Source organism: Tepidibacillus sp. HK-1 (assembly GCF_001748485.2).
GTDB lineage: Bacteria > Bacillota > Bacilli > Tepidibacillales > Tepidibacillaceae > Tepidibacillus_B > Tepidibacillus_B infernus.
Map to the genome: position 1 here is coordinate 65467 of NZ_BDGM02000012.1, position 17864 is coordinate 83330.

Genomic DNA, 17864 nt, shown 5'->3' on the forward strand with positions numbered 1-17864 from the left:
ATTTTTCTCTCTCTCACATAAGAATGTCCTATTTTTAAAGTGGAGCCGACGATGGGACTCGAACCCACGACCTGCTCATTACGAATGAGCTGCTCTACCAGCTGAGCCACATCGGCATGTTTTAAAGCCTCCATATGTTCAAATTTACCATAATATAGCTTGTCACTTCAAGTGGAAAAATCTGAACATTTTTAGAACACTAGTAAAATGTATGCTCTTCAAGCATTCTATATACACTATATTTGAAGGGAGGCAAAATGATGAACCAAAGAAATATATTGGCTTATTTTCGATCTGTTGAAGATGCACAAAAAGCGGCAAGCGAGCTACAGCAATACAATTCAATTGAAACCCAAGTAGATCGAATAGCTTTTTATCCTGGAGACCAATTAAATGATCAGGTAAATCCCATCACAAGTCGATTTGACAGTTTAACTGATTTAACATTAGGTTCATTAGTAAATGATAACGCAGAAGTACTAGCTGCGGCAGATGTCAGTGCAAGTGGAATGGCAGATGGTAATAGAACTGCGATACCACCGAACATTTTACTAACCGTTGTAATGAATGAGGATCAAGCTCCTCAGGTAGAAAACATCATCAAAAAATATAACGGAATGACTTGAGTTTATGTTTCAGAAAATAGAAAAACCTACTTATTAAAGTAGGGAAAGCGGAAAGTATATCATTTTATGGTGGTTCGGGACGGAATCGAACCGCCGACACGAGGATTTTCAGTCCTCTGCTCTACCGACTGAGCTACCGAACCTTATTATAAAAAAACATTAAAATCGCAAAGCTAACGGGATTCCGACGCGTAGCTAGTCCCGTATGGTGACCCGTAGGGGATTCGAACCCCTGTTACCGCCGTGAAAGGGCGGTGTCTTAACCACTTGACCAACGGGCCATACGCATAAAAATGGTGAGCCATACAGGATTCGAACCTGTGACACCCTGATTAAAAGTCAGGTGCTCTACCTGCTGAGCTAATGGCTCACAACTTGTCCTCTTGGACACAAAAAATATATTACCACGATAGAAATTAATATGCAACCTTTTTTGCACATTTTTCGCCAAAAAGATTCTTTATTCTACAAATCCAACTTTCAGAATTAAAAACCCACAAAAGTGATGGCTTCTTTAAAAACTATTGCGATTCCTTTTGTGGGTTCTATGATCATATTGAAAAAAATAGATGGCCTATGCAAATACGCCTTTTATCATATTTGTTTGTTCTCGATTTGGCCCTACTGAGAAGATGGCAATAGGGATTCCAGTGAGTTGGGAAATTCGTTCGATATAATGACGAGCATTTACTGGTAAGTCATTTAAACTACGAACACCGGTAATATCTTCATCCCATCCAGGTAGCTCTTCATAAACAGGCACACATTCAGCTAACACCCTTAAATTGGCGGGGAACTCCTCAATGATTTCTCCGTTATACTTATATGCTTTACAAATTTTTAATGTAGGAATACCTGTCAATACATCAATTGAATTTAAAGATAACTCGGTAATTCCGCTAACACGTCGAGCATGTCTTACAACCACACTATCAAACCAGCCTACTCGTCTAGGTCTTCCTGTCGTTGTTCCATACTCGTTGCCGACTTCACGAATTCGATCACCTATTTCATTATTCAATTCAGTAGGAAATGGCCCATCGCCAACACGAGTCGTATAGGCTTTTGCAACACCTACAACATGATGAATTTTTGTTGGACCTACACCAGAACCAATCGTCACTCCACCTGCCACAGGATTAGATGAAGTGACAAATGGGTAAGTACCTTGATCAATATCAAGCATAACCCCTTGGGCTCCTTCAAATAATACCCTTTTCCCTTGGTCAATGGCATCATTTAAAACGACAGAAGTATCAACCACGTAAGGTCTGATGATTTCACGATATATCGCATATTCCTCTAAAATTTTCTCTGCTTTAAACCCATCTGTTTCATAAAATTTTTCAAATAGACGGTTTTTCTCTTCAAGATTCCTTCTTAATTTTTTTTCAAATTCCTGTTCATCTAACAAATCAGCGATACGAATCCCAACTCTAGCCGCTTTGTCCATATATGCGGGTCCAATTCCTTTACCCGTTGTTCCGATTTTGTTACTACCTTTTCTTTCTTCTTCTACAAGATCCAACTTAATATGGTAAGGCATGATCACATGCGCACGATTACTAATTCTTAAATTCTTTGTACTAAATCCTTGTTCATGAATATAGTTAAGTTCTTGAACTAATGCCTTGGGGTCAATCACCATTCCATTGCCAATCACACATATTTTATCACTATAAAAAATCCCAGATGGTATAAGATGCAGCTTAAATTTCTTTCCATAAATTGTGATCGTATGACCTGCATTATTCCCACCTTGATACCTTGCAACAACTTCCGCTTTTTCAGCTAGATAATCGGTAACCTTTCCTTTTCCTTCGTCTCCCCATTGTGTTCCTACTACAACGACAGTAGACATGGAAACACCTCCAGTTTTTTGTCCTTTAAAAGTCGTATTTCAATACATATAAAGTTTAGCAATGCTTATTCCCCTTGTCAACGACAAATACGAACATTTAATTAAATATATATATTATTATTCGTATTTTTGCTTCATTTTGTTAACGTTTTAAATGATTTTGATAAAAAAAACGAAGGAAACTCTTCTGGAAAATAGAAAGAATCCTTCACTTATTTTTCTTGTTTATTTCGTTTTTATTCTTCATTATGTTGTTCTTTAGCATAATTTACGAATTTATTAAAATTCTTTAAGAATACCAATTCTACTTTACCAACCGGTCCGTTTCTTTGTTTAGCAATAATAATTTCGATAATATTTTGTTTTTCTGTTTCCGGATTATAATAATCATCGCGATACAAAAAAGCAACAATATCTGCATCCTGCTCAATACTACCAGATTCACGGATATCTGATAACATTGGCCTTTTATCTTGTCTTTGTTCTACTGCACGACTTAACTGGGATAATGCGATAATTGGAACATTTAGTTCCCTAGCAATCCCTTTAAGCTGTCTAGAAATCTCCGAGATCTCCTGTTGGCGATTATCAGATTTGCCACGGCCATGGATCAATTGCAAATAGTCAATGACAATAAGGCCTAACCCTTTTTCCACTTTTAATCTTCTACATCTGGAACGGATGTCGTAGACCGTCACACCTGGAGAATCATCAATATATATTGGTGCTTCAGACAAGGTAGTCATGGCCATCGTCAACTTTTGCCAGTCATGCTCTTCCATCATACCAGTACGCAGTTTGTGAGCATCAATATTTCCCTCTGCAGAAATCATCCTTTGGACGAGCTGACTAGCTGACATCTCCAAACTAAAGATCGCAACAACTTCCTTTGCCCTTGCCGCCACATTCTGAGCTACATTTAAAGCAAATGCGGTTTTCCCCACACTAGGTCTAGCTGCTAGGATAATCAAATCAGATTTCTGAAAGCCAGATGTCATTTTATCTAAATCTGTAAACCCAGATGGAATCCCTGTGATATCTCCTTTATGATGGTGCAAGAATTCAATACGATCCAACGTTTCCATCAATACGTCCTTAATCGGAATAAATCCATCTTTTGATCGTTTTTGTGAAATCTCTAGGATACGTTTTTCTGCATCTCCTATGATTTCTCCTATATCATCACTGCCAATATAACCAGTGCTTGCAATTTCCGTTGCTGCACGGATCAATCGCCTTAAAATTGCTTTTTCTTCAACAATTTTGGCGTAATATTCAACATTGGCTGCTGTCGGTACTGCATTTGCTAGGTCTGTAAGGTAAGAAACACCCCCCACTTCCTCTAGCAGCTTTTTAGTTTGTAGATCCGCAGTTAACGTAATCAGATCAACAGGTTCACCCATTTCAGATAACTCGATCATAGATCGATAGATCTTTTGATGAGCACTTCGATAAAAATCATCAGGTGATAGAATCTCCATCACGGTGATTAGCGCTTCTTTTTCTAATAGAATTGCACCTAAAACAGCCTGTTCCGCTTCCACATTTTGCGGTGGAATTCGATCTAAAAAAAGTTCACTCATGAGAGTTCCCCTCTATCTTAGTCTCTATTTTTCTTCGACAACTTGTACTTTAATCGTTGCAGTTACTTCTGGATGAAGTTTTATCAATACTTGAGTATAACCTAAATGACGAATCGGTTCATCTAATAAAATTTTCCTTTTATCAATGTTTATATTTTGTTTTTTTAATTGGTCTGCGATCTGTTTTGTTGTAATTGCACCAAACAATTTACCGCCCTCACCTGCTTTAGAGGGAATAGTAATCGTTATTTTCTCTAGTTCCTCTGCCAATTTCTTTGCATTTGTTAATTCATCCGCTTTTCTTTTTAGTTCACTTTGTTTATGAGCTTCTAACTCTTTTACATTACCTGTTGTCGCTTCTTTGGCTAATCCTTTAGCTATCAAAAAATTTCTAGCGTATCCATCAGATACTTCCTTAATATCACCTTTTTTCCCTTGTCCTTTTACATCCTTTAGCAAGATCACTTTCATATGGTTAATCCTCCTTCTTGTTGATATGTTTGTAATACCTCTATCAATCTTGTTTCTGCTTCTTCAACGGTAACTCCTTCTAACTGAGCAGCAGCATTTGTTAGATGGCCACCGCCTCCCATTCTTTCCATTATTAATTGTACATTTACTTGTCCTAATGAACGTGCACTAATTGAGGTAAGGCCATCGGTGCGAACACTAATAACAAAAGCCGCAAAAATACCACTCATGTTTAATAACGTATCTGCAGCTTGAGCAATCATCAATTGATCGTTTTTCCCTTCAGCTACAGCGATTGCGATATTATCAAAAACAATCCTAGCCCTTTTTACTAATTCTGCCTTTTGAATATATTGCTCGATATCTTCTTTTAAAAGTTTTTGAACTAATATGGGGTCTGCTCCATTTCGCCTTAAAAATGAAGCTGCATCAAAAGTTCTAAAACCTGTTCTGAAGCCAAACCCTTTTGTATCAACCACTACCCCTGCAAGTAATGCAGTTGCCTCTAATGGATCCATAGAAAACTTATCTTTTTGATACTGAAGCAATTCTGTTACAAGTTCACTAGTGGAAGAGGCATAGGGTTCAATATAAATAAGGACTGGATCTTCAACAAATTCTTCTCCACGGCGATGATGGTCGATCACCACAACCCGATCAATCTTTTCAACCAATCTAGGCTCGATCGTCATAGAGGGTTTATGGGTATCAATCATAATAAGTAAGGTTCTTGACGATACCATGCTTAATGCTTTTTCTGGTGTTAAGAAATATTGAGGTAACTCTTTATGATGAGAAACTTCATCTAATAATTTTTCAATCGAAGGATTAGGCTGGTCTAAGACTACATAACCTTTCCGATCATTCACCCGCACAGCTTTTAAAATACCAATTGAAGCACCGATTGCATCCATGTCAGGAGTTTTGTGCCCCATAATTAAGACTATGTCACTTTCTTGAATCAAATCCTTAAGAGCATGAGCGATTACTCTCGCTCTAACCCTTGTTCGTTTCTCAACAGCATTAGATTTTCCACCATAAAAAGATAAACGTTCCCCTACTTTGACCGCCGCTTGGTCTCCACCACGGCCTAATGCAATATCTAAACTGGATTGAGCCATTTGTCCGATCTCAATTAACGAACTTGCCCCTGCGCCAATTCCAATACTTAATGTAAATGGAATTTTGTTATCCTCTGTCATTTCACGTACAATATCTAAAATATCAAAACGAGATTTCTCCATTTGTTCCAATACCTTTTGTGTGGTTACAATAAAAAACTTATCTGAAGTATATCTTCTAATATAAATCCCCAATTTAGAAGCCCAATCATTGATTGTACTTGTGATATTGGTAAGCAATAGACTACGATTTAAATCATCCATTCCTTGTGCTACCTCATCAAAATTGTCTAGGTGGATTATTCCAAAGACCGGTTGTTCGTCCTTATATTGAGATTGGAGATTCTTATATTCTGTCACATCCATTACAAAGATAAGTCTTTCATTCTTACGAAACTCAACTTCATAAATCTTGTCTTGATAATGAATATCTTTCTTTACATTTAATTCTTCTAAATTAATTGTCGAAAATACTTCAGAGACTTTTTTCCCAATCAGATCTTTTTCACCAGTGATCTCTAGGAGATATGAATTGTGCCATTCTATTTTGCCTTCTTCATTAAATAGTAGAACTCCAATAGGCATCTGTTGCAAGACTTCAACCCCAACCTTTTGGATACGATGGGAGAGCGTAGCGATATATTGATTCAATTCTTTTTTAAAGCGAAGCTCAGCCAAATAGGTAAAATAAACTAATCCAAACAAAACCAAACTACCAATGGCAGCAAATAACCAATGATAATAGGCTAAAAATCCAAGTAATATAAGACTAAAAATAAAAGTGAAAATGACATGGAATCCATGCCAACGATTTAATAAGAAATTAGGCATTTGAAAATCAGCCCCTAAACTTTAAGCTTATTTCTTAAATGGAAACCTAGGTCTACCATCCCTAATAGGATCAAAACTTGTGATAAAAAAGGATTTAATATTGCCACAATAGAAACGATAATAGGAATACCCTTCTTAAAGCCTTTCATATGAGCTAAAAAGAAGAGAAAAGATAGCCCTTGAGCCAAAAGAAGCATTTGCAATATTGGATACAAATTACTAACGATTATTTTTAATGTATTGATTTCATAAACTGATTTTATGCTTATTGCAATCATGGTAAGTATATAATAATAAACAATACTTCTAGGAAATCTCCATTCTCTAAACGGAGGAAGTTGTGGTATTGGCGTACCCAATCTTTTCATGATTTTAACTGCAAAAAAATGATTAAAAAGTACAATAATAATCGCTGAGTTAATCAACAAAACAGGTAGTATTAAATCGATCATATCAATGAATCGATGATACATTTCAAAAGTTTGATTGATTTGTTCCTGACTTCCAAGAACACTACCCATATTCTTGACTGTTTCTAAAGATGATCGCATGAGCGTTTTAAATTGTTCTACAAGATCGATTCCAAATAATTGACTTGAAATGATTAAACCAATAATAAAATTAACTAATGTAGTGATTACCCCACCAATAATAGCTGGTAAAGCATGGTCTCCTTTATATAATACACCCATTACGATACCTATGGTTCCAGCAAAAAACACAAAAACTAAACCAAAAAATTGACCAATAAAAAAAGATAAAGCGATATTGATTAGGATGACCCATATTCCTTGTTTCAAGCCATGGCGGTATCCATAGATGATGAAAGGAATTGGCATAAAGAATTGCATAATTCCAATTGGCGTATACATAGACAGTAGAAGAAAGATTAGGGATATCCCTGTGATAATTGAACCTTCTACCATTCCTTTTAAATTCCGCAAAAACAACACCTCTTAGCGTTTTTTCATATATTGTTCCAAAATAGAGAGGTCTCCATACCATTCCTCTATTTCGTGTCCCTCTTTTTGATGATTATGTAACTTTTCCATCACTGCTGAATCAATTTGGTGGAAGGGAATACCAATTCTTCTTGCAAGTACATAAACAGCAATTAATAATCCAGCCATACTATCTATAATATAGGATTCATTGCCATGAAATAAACCTTTAAACAATCCACCAACTCGTTCAATAATTTCAGCCTTTAGCCATTCCATCACTTTCAAATTCTTAGCGATGTGCATGTTGCTGGACTTGTCCAAGAAAATCTACTCCTTTCATCCACAACCTCAGTTTAATTCTCAATCTTATATACTTCAACAAAAAGATTTCTTTTTCCTTCCAAAAGGTTGATTCCATTACAATGAAAGACAAATTACCCATAGATATTGAAAAAGACAGTTTGCTATCAAGCAAAACTGCCTATAAAAAATAGTAACATTATTCAGTAGTAAATGGAAGTAAAGCAATTTGACGTGCACGTTTAATTGCAGCTGTTAATTGGCGTTGATATTTAGCAGAAGTACCAGTTACACGACGAGGTAAAATTTTACCGCGTTCACTGATAAACTTCTTTAGCAAATCTACATCTTTATAGTCAATGTAAGTGATTTTATTCACAGTAAAGTAACATACTTTACGACGTTTTCCGCCACGTTGTTTGCGAGCCATCTTATTCCCTCCTTTAACTGAAAGGTAAATTTAAAATGGTAGATCGTCATCTGATATATCGATAGGACTTCCGTCATCAGCAAAGGGGTCTTGTCCTTTATCATACCGGTCATTTTGATTAAATCCTGAAGTAAACGGATCATTTTTTGGATTGTTAGACGATTCTAGAAAACGAACATTATCCGCTACTACCTCTGTTACGTATACTCGTTTACCCTCATTATTATCATAATGGCGGGTTTGGATACGACCTTCAACAGCTGTTAGGCGGCCCTTCTTTAAATAGTTCGCTACGTTCTCTGCAAGCCCTCTCCATGTAACAATATTGATAAAATCGGCCTCTCTTTGTCCTTGCTGGTTGGTATAATTACGATCCACCGCAAGGGTAAAAGTTGAGACTGCTACTCCACTTGGAGTATATCTTAATTCAGGGTCTCGTGTTAGTCGTCCAATTAAGATGACACGGTTTAACATTATAATTCCCCCTTAAACCTATTTAACATCCTTAACGATCAGAAAACGGATAACACCATCAGTGATTTTTAATACGCGATCTAACTCAGCAACTACACTTGGTTCGGATTGGAAGTTTACTAAAACATAGTAACCTTCATGATATCCTTTAATTTCGTATGCTAAGCGACGCTTACCCATTTCCTCTTGCTTTTCAATTTCGCCACCATTATTAGTAATTAAGCTTTGGAACTTTTCCACTAATTCTTTAGTAGCTTCTTGCTCAAGGTCTGGGCGTAATACATACATCACTTCGTATTTACGCATCAGATTCACCTCCTTCTGGACTTAACGGCCCTATTTCTCTATAGGGCAAGGAGCGAGGTCATAGAACTCGCATTTTTAAATTTTATCATATTTATCTGCCTATAGCAAATGTAATTTAGGATTATACATTAAATCTAAAGTGCATGACATCTCCATCTTTTACTACATAATCTTTCCCCTCTAAACGTAGGAGGCCTTTTTCCTTTGCTTGATTCATTGAACCTGAAGCAACTAAATCCTCATAACCCACGACTTCAGCTCTGATGAAACCCCGTTCAAAATCACTATGAATCACTCCTGCAGCTTGGGGGGCTTTTGTTCCCTTTTTAATCGTCCAAGCTCTGACCTCTTGAACCCCTGCAGTAAAGTAGGTGATTAAACCAAGCAACTTGTAAGCAGCTTGAATCAAACGATCTAATCCTGATTGATTCAGTCCTAATTCTTGTAAAAATAACTGCTTATCTTCACCTTCAAGCTCAGCGATTTCTGATTCTACTTTTGCACTGATTACAATCACTTCTGCTCCTTCATGATTTGCATATTCCTTTACCTTTTGCACATAAGGATTTTGGTCAAAGTTACTCACATCATCTTCACTTACATTTGCTACATATAAGACTGGTTTCATTGTAAGAAGATGAAGGTCTTTAATCAAACTTCTCTCATCTTCATCCAACTCTACACTTCTTGCTGGTTTTTCACTTTCTAAAGCCTTTTGAATCCTTTCAACCACTTCATATTCCAATTGAAATTTCTTTTCACCACTTTTTAGATTCTTCTTTGTCCGTTCCAACCGCTTTTCCACGGTTTCTAAATCGGCCAATATCAATTCTAAATTGATGGTTTCAATATCGCTAATTGGATCTACTTGCCCTGCTACATGGGTAATGTTCTCATCTTCAAAACAACGAACCACATGGGCGATCGCATCAACCTCACGGATATGGGACAAAAATTTGTTTCCTAAACCTTCACCGCGTGAAGCCCCTTTTACTAATCCAGCAATATCTACAAATTCAAAGGCAGTAGGCACGATTCGATTAGGATTTACCATATCAGCTAATACTTGTAATCTTTCATCAGGCACTTCTACCACACCAACGTTCGGATCGATGGTGCAAAATGGATAATTAGCAGATTCTGCACCTGCTTGAGTAATTGCATTAAATAACGTCGATTTCCCTACGTTAGGTAAACCGACGATTCCAGTCGTTAATGGCATTTATTCCTTCACCCCTTGATTATTCGAACATCGTACTGTAAGGATGCTTCATATATACTTCTTAAGTATAAAAAAAAGTATGCCTTAAGTCCACTCTTATAAAAAAGCAAATCAAAAACCACCTTCATCATAGTGAAGATGGTTTTGAAAGCGATTCCATATTTAAGTCTGTGGATTTAACCTACTTTTTTGTCCACCACTTTTTCTACTACATTTCCTATATGAATTCCTGTATTCGCTTTAACCAAGATCTCATCATACTTCGCTGGATCTTCCTTCTTAGAAGATAAGATGGTACCTAAGAAAGCGCCAATAAAGCCTAAAGGAATGGAAACAATACCAGGGTTAGCTAATGGAAAAATTGGGTGCCCTACCAAAATGGCTTTCCCAGCCTCTGGATTCCATATATTTGGTCCGATAGCGATTAAGAGTAATGCACTTAATAAACCAACGATCATCCCTGTAACTGCCCCAGTTGTATTAAATTTTCTCCAATAAATCGTAAAGATAATAACCGGTACGTTTGAGCTTGCAGCTACAGCAAATGCCAAAGCAACCAAGAACGATACGTTTAGGGATTGAGCAAAAAATGCTAAAAGAATTGAAAGTACTGCCACACCGATCGATGCATAGCGAGCAGCCAACATCTGTTCCTTCTCTGTTGCTTGGCCACGGCGAATGATATGACCATAAAAATCATGAGCAAAAGCTGAGGCCGCTGATAGAACTAAGCCAGAGACAACCGCTAAGATCGTTGCAAAGGCTACAGCGGAAACAAAGGCAAATAGGAAGCTTCCTCCAAGTACTTCCGCTAATAATGGAGCAGCCATATTGCCTCCTTTATCAGCAGCAACGATATTGTCATGGCCTACAAATGCTGCAGCACCAAAACCAAGGAACATCGTCATGACATAGAAGATTCCGATTAACCAAGTCGCATAAACGACAGATTTACGAGCAGTAGGTGCATCTTTTACGGTAAAAAAGCGAATTAAAATATGAGGAAGTCCTGCTGTTCCTAACACTAATGCCATATTTAAAGAAATAACATCGATAGGATCCTTAAACTTATTACCCGGATTTAAAAAGATTTCCCCTAATGGAGTAGCTGTTTTCATGTGTTCAAACATATTAGTGAAGCTAAAGTTAAATTTAGCAAATACGATCAAAGAGATAATAAAGGTACCTGCCATTAAAAGCACAGCCTTTGTAATTTGTACCCAGCTAGTGGCATGCATTCCGCCAAATACAACATAAATGGTCATTAGTATTCCAACGATAAGAACAGAAGTAGAATAATTAAGTCCTAAAAGCAGATGAATTAACCCACCAGCACCAACCAATTGAGCAATCATATAGAAAATAGAGATAGAGATGGTATTTAAGGCCGCAAAACCACGTACTTTACGATCATTAAAACGTGCTGCAATCATATCTGCCATGGTGTATTTTCCTAAGTTACGTAGTGGCTCTGCTACAATATAAAGAACAACCAGATAAGCAACCAAATAACCGATACTATAGAAAAATCCATCAAATCCTCCTAAGGCAATGGCTCCGGCGATTCCTAGAAAGGAAGCCGCAGACATATAGTCACCTGCAATCGCAAGACCATTTTGCCAACCCGTTAGTCCCCCACCAGCTGTGTAGAATTCACTCGTTGTTTTGGTTCTCTTAGAAGCATAATAGGTGATCACGAGCGTAATCCCGACAATCACTAAAAAGAGAACAAATGCCGTCGTATTCACTACATTCCACCCCTTTTCAAGACTTTATCTAAGATTCGATTCACATTATCATCAAATTGTGTCGCTTTTCTTGCGTAAATCGTGACTAAAGTCCAAGTCATCACAAATTGGGCAAAAGCAAAAACCCAAGCCCATGTAATGGCTCCTAGCGCAGGGGTGTTGAGCACTTTAGAATAGGCGGTCATAATCGGTAATGTAAAATAAAAAATAAAGAAGAAAATAGATAATGGAACAATAAATTTTTTCTTTTTATTCATCAGTTCTTTAAACGTCTCTGATTTTGAAATGGCAGTGTAATCGATTTGATCCTGATTTTTCATTCACCCTTACCTCCCTCTTTAATCTCCATCTTTTTTTGTTCTATATGTCTATAAATAAGGCCAAACTACCGCACTCTTACCTAGAACCACCTCCTTGTAAAATAATTACTTTGAATTAAATATATCGTTATCTTATGCAAAAAGTCAACAAAAGATTCTGAAAGTTCTAAATAATATGATAATACAATTTGATATAAAAAAAGTAATCCTATCTTAAACCGATGTATGACGGATTACTTCATTTACGTGTTATAAAAATTTTCTTACCCTATTTTCTCTATCATCACTGCACAATCATATAAGATGCTACCATTGCCCATATCGGATTTTCCATTCGAGGTTAATTGATTTACATGTCCACCTAATTCATACCAATATCCTTCTTCGATCATGATTGTGTCCCTATGATAACCCTCTTGAATCTTTACTACTCCTTCAATTTTTCCACGGTCATTATAGACTGATACGGGATCACCATTTTTTAGATGACGATTTGCTGCAATTTCTTTTGAAACCATAACGAAAGGTTTGTTTCCTTTCTTATATAACAAAAATTGATGTTGCGAATGTAATGATCGATTAGGATGAATAGTTAGCAAATGATATGGGTATTTTTCTTTTAACTTTGGTTGTAATTGCACACTATCATTTGGATAGATTATTTTTGCCGTTGCAGGTAATCCTTCTTGTTCTGCTTGTTCTGAATAAAACTCAAACTTTCCTGAAGGTGTAGCAAATACTTTACTCTCCCATGGAATCGCTGGAATAGGTAATTCAATTTGTTGTTTTTCTTTTAATGTTTTTAGATCGATTCCATAGTCATTTAATGATTGAAGTGCAATTTCAAAATATTCTTCAATCGTTTTTTCAAAGCCTTCAAGCCTTAATTTTTTGGCCAATTCTGTCCAAATCTTTAGGTCGGCCCAAGCTTCACCAGGTGGATCAATCAATTTTGGACCATATCTCATCACTCGATGGAACATCGATCCATAATAAATGTCCTCCTCTTCAAAAACAAATGTGGAAGGAAGAATATAATCTGCCATTTTCGCAGTATCAGTCATAAACATATCAATTACAACTTTGATTTCTACTTTATTCAGAGCTTCCATTGTACGAGCTGTTTGTGGTAATTGAGTAACTACATTGCTTCTTGTAATAAACATCATCTTAATAGGTGGATCATTGGCAGCTAAAATTTCTTCTGCCTGTGTAGGTCTTGTGAAGGTACGATAGGCTTCCCTTTTCTCTTCTTCAAGTAATTCTGCCCAGTTAAAGCTTCTACCCACAGCTAAATTTGCATAGTTAACCCCTCCACCAGATATACCAATATTACCGGATAAAGCAACTAATGCATCAATCGCTCGAATGGTATTTCCCCCATTTGCATATCTTTGCATGCCTAAACCAAGAAACGTCATCACTGGCTTTTGTTGAGTATATACATAAGCTAATTTTTGGATCATCTCTATATCGACATTTATTTCCTTGGAAATGTATTCAATATCGATGGTTTGAATTTCTTTTACAAAGTGTTCAAAACCTATTGTATGTTGTTGGATAAATTCTTTGTCATGCCAGCCATTGTCGATGATAATTTTACTCAAGGTGAATGCTAACATCCCATCCATTCCAGGACGAATAGGAACATGCAGATCTGCTTTCTTAGCTATCCCATTTTTAAGTGGATCTATGACGATCAATGAAGTACCATTACTTTTTGCCTCTTGAATAAAGGAATAAAGATGCATATTTGTCGATGTAACATTCCTACCCCAAACCACGATTGTTTTGGCATTGAACACATCCTCAATAGCATGACTTAATGAATTCCCAAAATCATAAGTTTGAGCCTGGATTCCAGCCCCCCAACAAAGACTACCAACGGTTTCTGTCATGCCACCAAAATAATTAAAGAAACGTTTGTCTAATTCCTTTAATAAACCGCTAGAGGAATAATCATAGCTGTGAAGAATGGCTGTTGGACCATATTCCTTTTTTATTTGGAGCATTTTCTCACTGATTTCATTTAATGCTTGCTCCCAAGAAATACGAATAAATTTATCATCAACCTTTTTATATGGATATAAAATTCTACTTTTATCATATATTCGATCTTTAATCATCTTCCCCCGGCCACAAATGTTCCCCTTCGTAATTGGATGATCAGGATCGCCTTCGATACGAACCACTTGGTTATTATCAATTGTTACAATAAATCCACAAACATCATAACAATTTAACGGACAAGCTGTTTTCCACTGTTTTCCCATCTTCCGTTTCTCCTCTTCACTTACTCGTCTTTACTTACTCCTCTTTTTCTCCCTTTTGAACCACCTTTTTTAATTTTCTCTCAAACTCTCTGCGTGGGATGAGCACACTATGATTACAGCCTGTACATTTAATGCGTATATCCATCCCCATTCGGATCACTTTCCATGCATTGGTTCCACAAGGATGTGGTTTCTTCATTTCTACGATATCGTTTAAATCAAATTGTTTCTTTTCCATTTTAGTTCACCCCTTTGTTTTTTGAAAAGTGACTAATCTTGGATAAGGAATTTCAATACCTGCTTGGTCAAATCCATTTTTAATTTTTGCCCTTAATTTACGAGCAACCGCATAATGATTCATAGGTTTAGTTTCAGCAATGACACGAATGACAACTTCTGAGGCCCCTAATTCTTGAACTCCAAGAATTTCCGGTGGTTTGACCATTTCGTTCATTTCTTTATACGTATTTGCTAATAATTTTTCCAATACAGAAATCACATGATCAATTTCTTCTTCGTATGCTATACCAACATCAACGACAGCGACTGAATTATGTGTTGAATAATTTGTCACTTCAGAAATGGTTCCATTGGGAATAATATGAAGTTCTCCCGTCCAGTTGCGAATCTTTGTTATGCGTAACCCTATTTCTTCAACAGTTCCAGAAAAATTCCCAGTTGTAATATAATCTCCTACAGCGAACTGATCTTCAAATATAATAAAAAAACCTGTAATCACGTCTTTTACCAAACTTTGGGCACCAAAACCGATAGCTAGTCCTAATATTCCAGCTCCTGCTAGAATTGGTCCTAAATTAAACCCGACCTTTCCCAGAATCATAAGAATAGCTAAGAAATTAATGGTATATTTTACAATGTTTTGTATAAGAATACCTAGTGTTTTTGTTCTTCTTTCATCTACTTTTAAACTTGATCTAGGTTTTCTAATAATAAACTTTTCTATAATCTTGCCTGTTAACTTGATTAAAAGCTTTGCTAGAATCCAAATAAAAAGAATCTGAACAATAGTCCAGAAAATATCAACCCACAAATCGATATCTAATAGCTTCATTCTGATCGTGTCCCAAAATGATTTTATATCGATTCCATCTAATTGACTTAGCGAAAATCCGAATCTCAAATAGATCTCTCCTTCTTTAAAATATTATTTGGATTGTTTTGCCATATGATTGATCTCTTGTTTTACATTTGATAATATCCTTTCTGATCCCTTTTAACAGGAAATGCACCTAATTTTCTTAAAATCCAGGCCAATATAAACTGGATCTAAAATACTTACGTGATTAGCAACTAAAACCAATTTTTTTGCTCTTTCATCGCCATTTTGATCACCACATTTGGTAGATTAATGATGTTTCTTTTCATTATATTATTTACCTTGTTTTTTGAAAAGGATAGAGAATCAATATAGATAAGACATACAAGTTTAATACACCATATAAAGGATATAAAACTTTCACTAAATTAGCAAAACCAATAAAAGTAAAAGGAATAATGAAAAGAATTATGCCTAAACTGATCTTTCCAGTTGAAAGGTTTATCTTATTTTGGATGCGATAAACTAATGCATGGATATTTGACAAAGCTGTTGTATAGATGGCTAACCATAAAATCACACTTACAATAAGCAGTAAAATAGGTTGGTTGGTTGGGATTAAGGAAAATAGTGGAATCTCATATTGATCAACATGAGGTACTCTTAATAATGATAGATTGATCATCATCCCTACTAAGCCCAAACCAATGATACTGGTTATTCCCCCAAAGATGATTTCTCCTTTTGTTTCTATCCTCTTTCCCATTGTAGATAGGACTCCTAATAGAGAGATCATATTAAAAGCAACATACGTGATCGCAGATGGCCAAACTTCTAAATAGTGACGAGTAAATGGTCCTGAAAGTGAATGATTTCTAGATATATATAATAAACCGATCGCTAGAATAATCACTGTTTTAATTGGCATTAGAATACTGTTTAAGTTGATCAGGCCACGAACTCCCTTAATTAGCACTAGCCATATTGCAATACTTACGATACCTACTCCTAAAATAAAAGGTAAGTTCCATTGTACAAATGTTGCACCGCTTCCAGCCAACATAATGATTGATCCCGAAACTAAATACAAAAAAATAAGGGTATCAAATAACCTGCTAAGTGTATTTCCTAGTAATAATACCAGAATATCATAATAATTCTCTGTTTGATGGAGCCAACTCATCCAAAGAATAAAGATGCTACTTAACGAAAATAAGATTAAGGCAATCAATAGTCCAAAGATACTCTGCCTTCCATAAGAAGTAAAGAACTCCCAAATCTCACGCCCTGAAGCAAATCCTGCGCCTATGGTCGTACCCATAATTGTTAAACCTATTTTTAAACCATTCCACATCTTTTTCTGCAAGTGATTCACCCCTCAAATAGCTTCCTGTTCTATGTATATTTCTAACCCTTTCTACATATACTAGTAATACTATTTTTATGGAGGCTTCTATGAATCTATTTAAAAACAATCAATGTTCTAAATATGTGATTGACTATTCTGACCCACAAGCACTTCATATCCTTACTAACCGTATACAACAAATGATTGACCAATATGATTACCAACATTGGGTCGTGGTATGTATTGGTACTGACCGTTCAACAGGTGATTCACTTGGACCTTTGGTGGGATCAAAATTGAGATTGTATGACTATAATGAAAAGGTTTTCGGGACATTAGATGAACCAGTTCATGCTTTAAACCTACAAGATACGATAGACATCATCCAAAACCAGTATCCTGATTCAGGTATCATCGCGATCGATGCTAGTCTAGGACAATTAACAAGTGTGGGTACGATTCAAGTAGTAAATGGTCCATTAAAACCAGGCGCAGGAGTGCAAAAAAATTTACCTGAGATCGGACATTTCCACATTACTGGAATTGTTAATGTAGGCGGATTTATGGAATATTTTGTTTTACAAAATACTAGGCTTAGTATAGTCATGAAAATGGCAGATCTTATTACCCATGCGATTACCAACACGACTTGCTGGAACCAAAATTCAGCCACATATCGAAGCCCATCAATTGGATTTGTTGATCATATGATCGGGTAGGAGGCTGGCCATTATTTGACCAGCCGACCTCCCACAGCACCGTACGTACCGTTCGGTATACGGCGCTTCCAAAGTTTACACGTCACTTCGCAGAATAACACTCGCTAAAACTTAGATATCCAGCTCGCTTAAATCGCTCGTTAGATAGGGCTTTTGTCAAGATAGGGCTATGAGCAGTACGCCAATAGCCTTTTCTTGTATTCGCCCACATCCACGCTTGCTCCTCACTC

Annotated in this window: 18 protein-coding genes and 4 tRNA genes; 2 read left to right on the forward strand and 20 right to left on the reverse strand. The window is 36.4% G+C overall.

The features are described 5' to 3' along the window. Positions 1 to 40: 40 nt before the first annotated feature. Positions 41 to 116, reverse strand: a tRNA-Thr gene (locus tag BEN26_RS07830). Positions 117 to 260: 144 nt separating this feature from the next. Between BEN26_RS07830 and BEN26_RS07835 the strand changes: the two genes are divergently transcribed. Then, entirely contained in the window at positions 261 to 626 is a 366-nt protein-coding gene (locus BEN26_RS07835; RefSeq protein ID WP_069799065.1) for a hypothetical protein, read from the forward strand. Between the two features lie 67 nt (positions 627 to 693). On the opposite strand, the gene BEN26_RS07840 is transcribed toward BEN26_RS07835, so the two are convergent. The 19 genes from BEN26_RS07840 to BEN26_RS07930 all read right to left on the reverse strand — a co-directional run bounded on the left by BEN26_RS07840 (position 694) and on the right by BEN26_RS07930 (position 16933). Then, a tRNA-Phe gene (locus BEN26_RS07840) sits at positions 694 to 769 on the reverse strand. A gap of 63 nt (positions 770 to 832) precedes the next feature. Next, positions 833 to 907, reverse strand: a tRNA-Glu gene (locus tag BEN26_RS07845). Between the two features lie 13 nt (positions 908 to 920). Then, positions 921 to 996, reverse strand: a tRNA-Lys gene (locus BEN26_RS07850). A gap of 204 nt (positions 997 to 1200) precedes the next feature. Continuing rightward, complete coding sequence (locus BEN26_RS07855) at positions 1201 to 2487, reverse strand: adenylosuccinate synthase (protein WP_069799064.1); 1287 nt, start codon at positions 2485 to 2487, stop codon at positions 1201 to 1203. Positions 2488 to 2723: 236 nt separating this feature from the next. Beyond that, positions 2724 to 4070 (reverse strand): replicative DNA helicase, encoded by a 1347-nt coding sequence (gene dnaB, locus BEN26_RS07860; protein ID WP_068726896.1) that lies wholly within the window; start codon positions 4068 to 4070, stop codon positions 2724 to 2726. Positions 4071 to 4094: 24 nt separating this feature from the next. Beyond that, positions 4095 to 4541 (reverse strand): 50S ribosomal protein L9, encoded by a 447-nt coding sequence (rplI, locus tag BEN26_RS07865; RefSeq protein ID WP_068726898.1) that lies wholly within the window; start codon positions 4539 to 4541, stop codon positions 4095 to 4097. Then, a complete protein-coding gene (locus tag BEN26_RS07870) occupies positions 4538 to 6493 on the reverse strand; it encodes a DHH family phosphoesterase (protein ID WP_069799062.1) in 1956 nt (651 codons plus the stop codon). Before BEN26_RS07870 ends, rplI begins: the two co-directional genes overlap by 4 nt. A 14-nt stretch (positions 6494 to 6507) precedes the next feature. After that, a complete protein-coding gene (locus BEN26_RS07875; protein WP_069799060.1) occupies positions 6508 to 7437 on the reverse strand; it encodes a YybS family protein in 930 nt (309 codons plus the stop codon). Positions 7438 to 7449: 12 nt separating this feature from the next. Beyond that, complete coding sequence (locus BEN26_RS07880) at positions 7450 to 7758, reverse strand: MazG-like family protein (RefSeq protein ID WP_235589120.1); 309 nt, start codon at positions 7756 to 7758, stop codon at positions 7450 to 7452. A 178-nt stretch (positions 7759 to 7936) separates the two neighbouring features. After that, on the reverse strand, positions 7937 to 8167 hold the full coding sequence (gene rpsR / locus BEN26_RS07885; protein ID WP_068726907.1) for a 30S ribosomal protein S18: 231 nt from the start codon (positions 8165 to 8167) through the stop codon (positions 7937 to 7939). A gap of 30 nt (positions 8168 to 8197) precedes the next feature. Further along, complete coding sequence (gene ssb, locus BEN26_RS07890) at positions 8198 to 8641, reverse strand: single-stranded DNA-binding protein (protein WP_068726909.1); 444 nt, start codon at positions 8639 to 8641, stop codon at positions 8198 to 8200. Between the two features lie 18 nt (positions 8642 to 8659). After that, entirely contained in the window at positions 8660 to 8947 is a 288-nt protein-coding gene (gene rpsF / locus BEN26_RS07895; protein ID WP_068726911.1) for a 30S ribosomal protein S6, read from the reverse strand. Positions 8948 to 9068: 121 nt separating this feature from the next. Then, the gene (gene ychF / locus BEN26_RS07900; protein WP_069799057.1) at positions 9069 to 10169 is read right to left on the reverse strand and encodes a redox-regulated ATPase YchF; all 1101 of its coding nucleotides are present in this window, start codon (positions 10167 to 10169) and stop codon (positions 9069 to 9071) included. A gap of 176 nt (positions 10170 to 10345) precedes the next feature. Next, complete coding sequence (locus tag BEN26_RS07905) at positions 10346 to 11917, reverse strand: solute symporter family protein (protein WP_069799055.1); 1572 nt, start codon at positions 11915 to 11917, stop codon at positions 10346 to 10348. Beyond that, positions 11917 to 12237, reverse strand: a complete 321-nt coding sequence (locus BEN26_RS07910; RefSeq protein ID WP_068726917.1) for a DUF485 domain-containing protein — start codon at positions 12235 to 12237, stop codon at positions 11917 to 11919. The genes BEN26_RS07905 and BEN26_RS07910 overlap by 1 nt, the downstream gene beginning before the upstream one ends. Positions 12238 to 12500: 263 nt before the next feature. Then, a complete protein-coding gene (locus BEN26_RS07915) occupies positions 12501 to 14510 on the reverse strand; it encodes a molybdopterin-containing oxidoreductase family protein (protein ID WP_069799053.1) in 2010 nt (669 codons plus the stop codon). A 34-nt stretch (positions 14511 to 14544) separates the two neighbouring features. Next, complete coding sequence (locus BEN26_RS07920; RefSeq protein WP_069799051.1) at positions 14545 to 14748, reverse strand: DUF951 domain-containing protein; 204 nt, start codon at positions 14746 to 14748, stop codon at positions 14545 to 14547. Positions 14749 to 14754: 6 nt separating this feature from the next. Then, the gene (locus BEN26_RS07925) at positions 14755 to 15651 is read right to left on the reverse strand and encodes a mechanosensitive ion channel family protein (RefSeq protein ID WP_069799049.1); all 897 of its coding nucleotides are present in this window, start codon (positions 15649 to 15651) and stop codon (positions 14755 to 14757) included. A gap of 253 nt (positions 15652 to 15904) precedes the next feature. Then, positions 15905 to 16933, reverse strand: coding sequence for a YkvI family membrane protein (locus BEN26_RS07930; protein ID WP_084818791.1), 1029 nt, complete (start codon positions 16931 to 16933; stop codon positions 15905 to 15907). Between the two features lie 89 nt (positions 16934 to 17022). Between BEN26_RS07930 and yyaC the strand changes: the two genes are divergently transcribed. Further along, entirely contained in the window at positions 17023 to 17634 is a 612-nt protein-coding gene (gene yyaC, locus BEN26_RS07935) for a spore protease YyaC (protein ID WP_069799047.1), read from the forward strand. Positions 17635 to 17864: the final 230 nt, after the last annotated feature.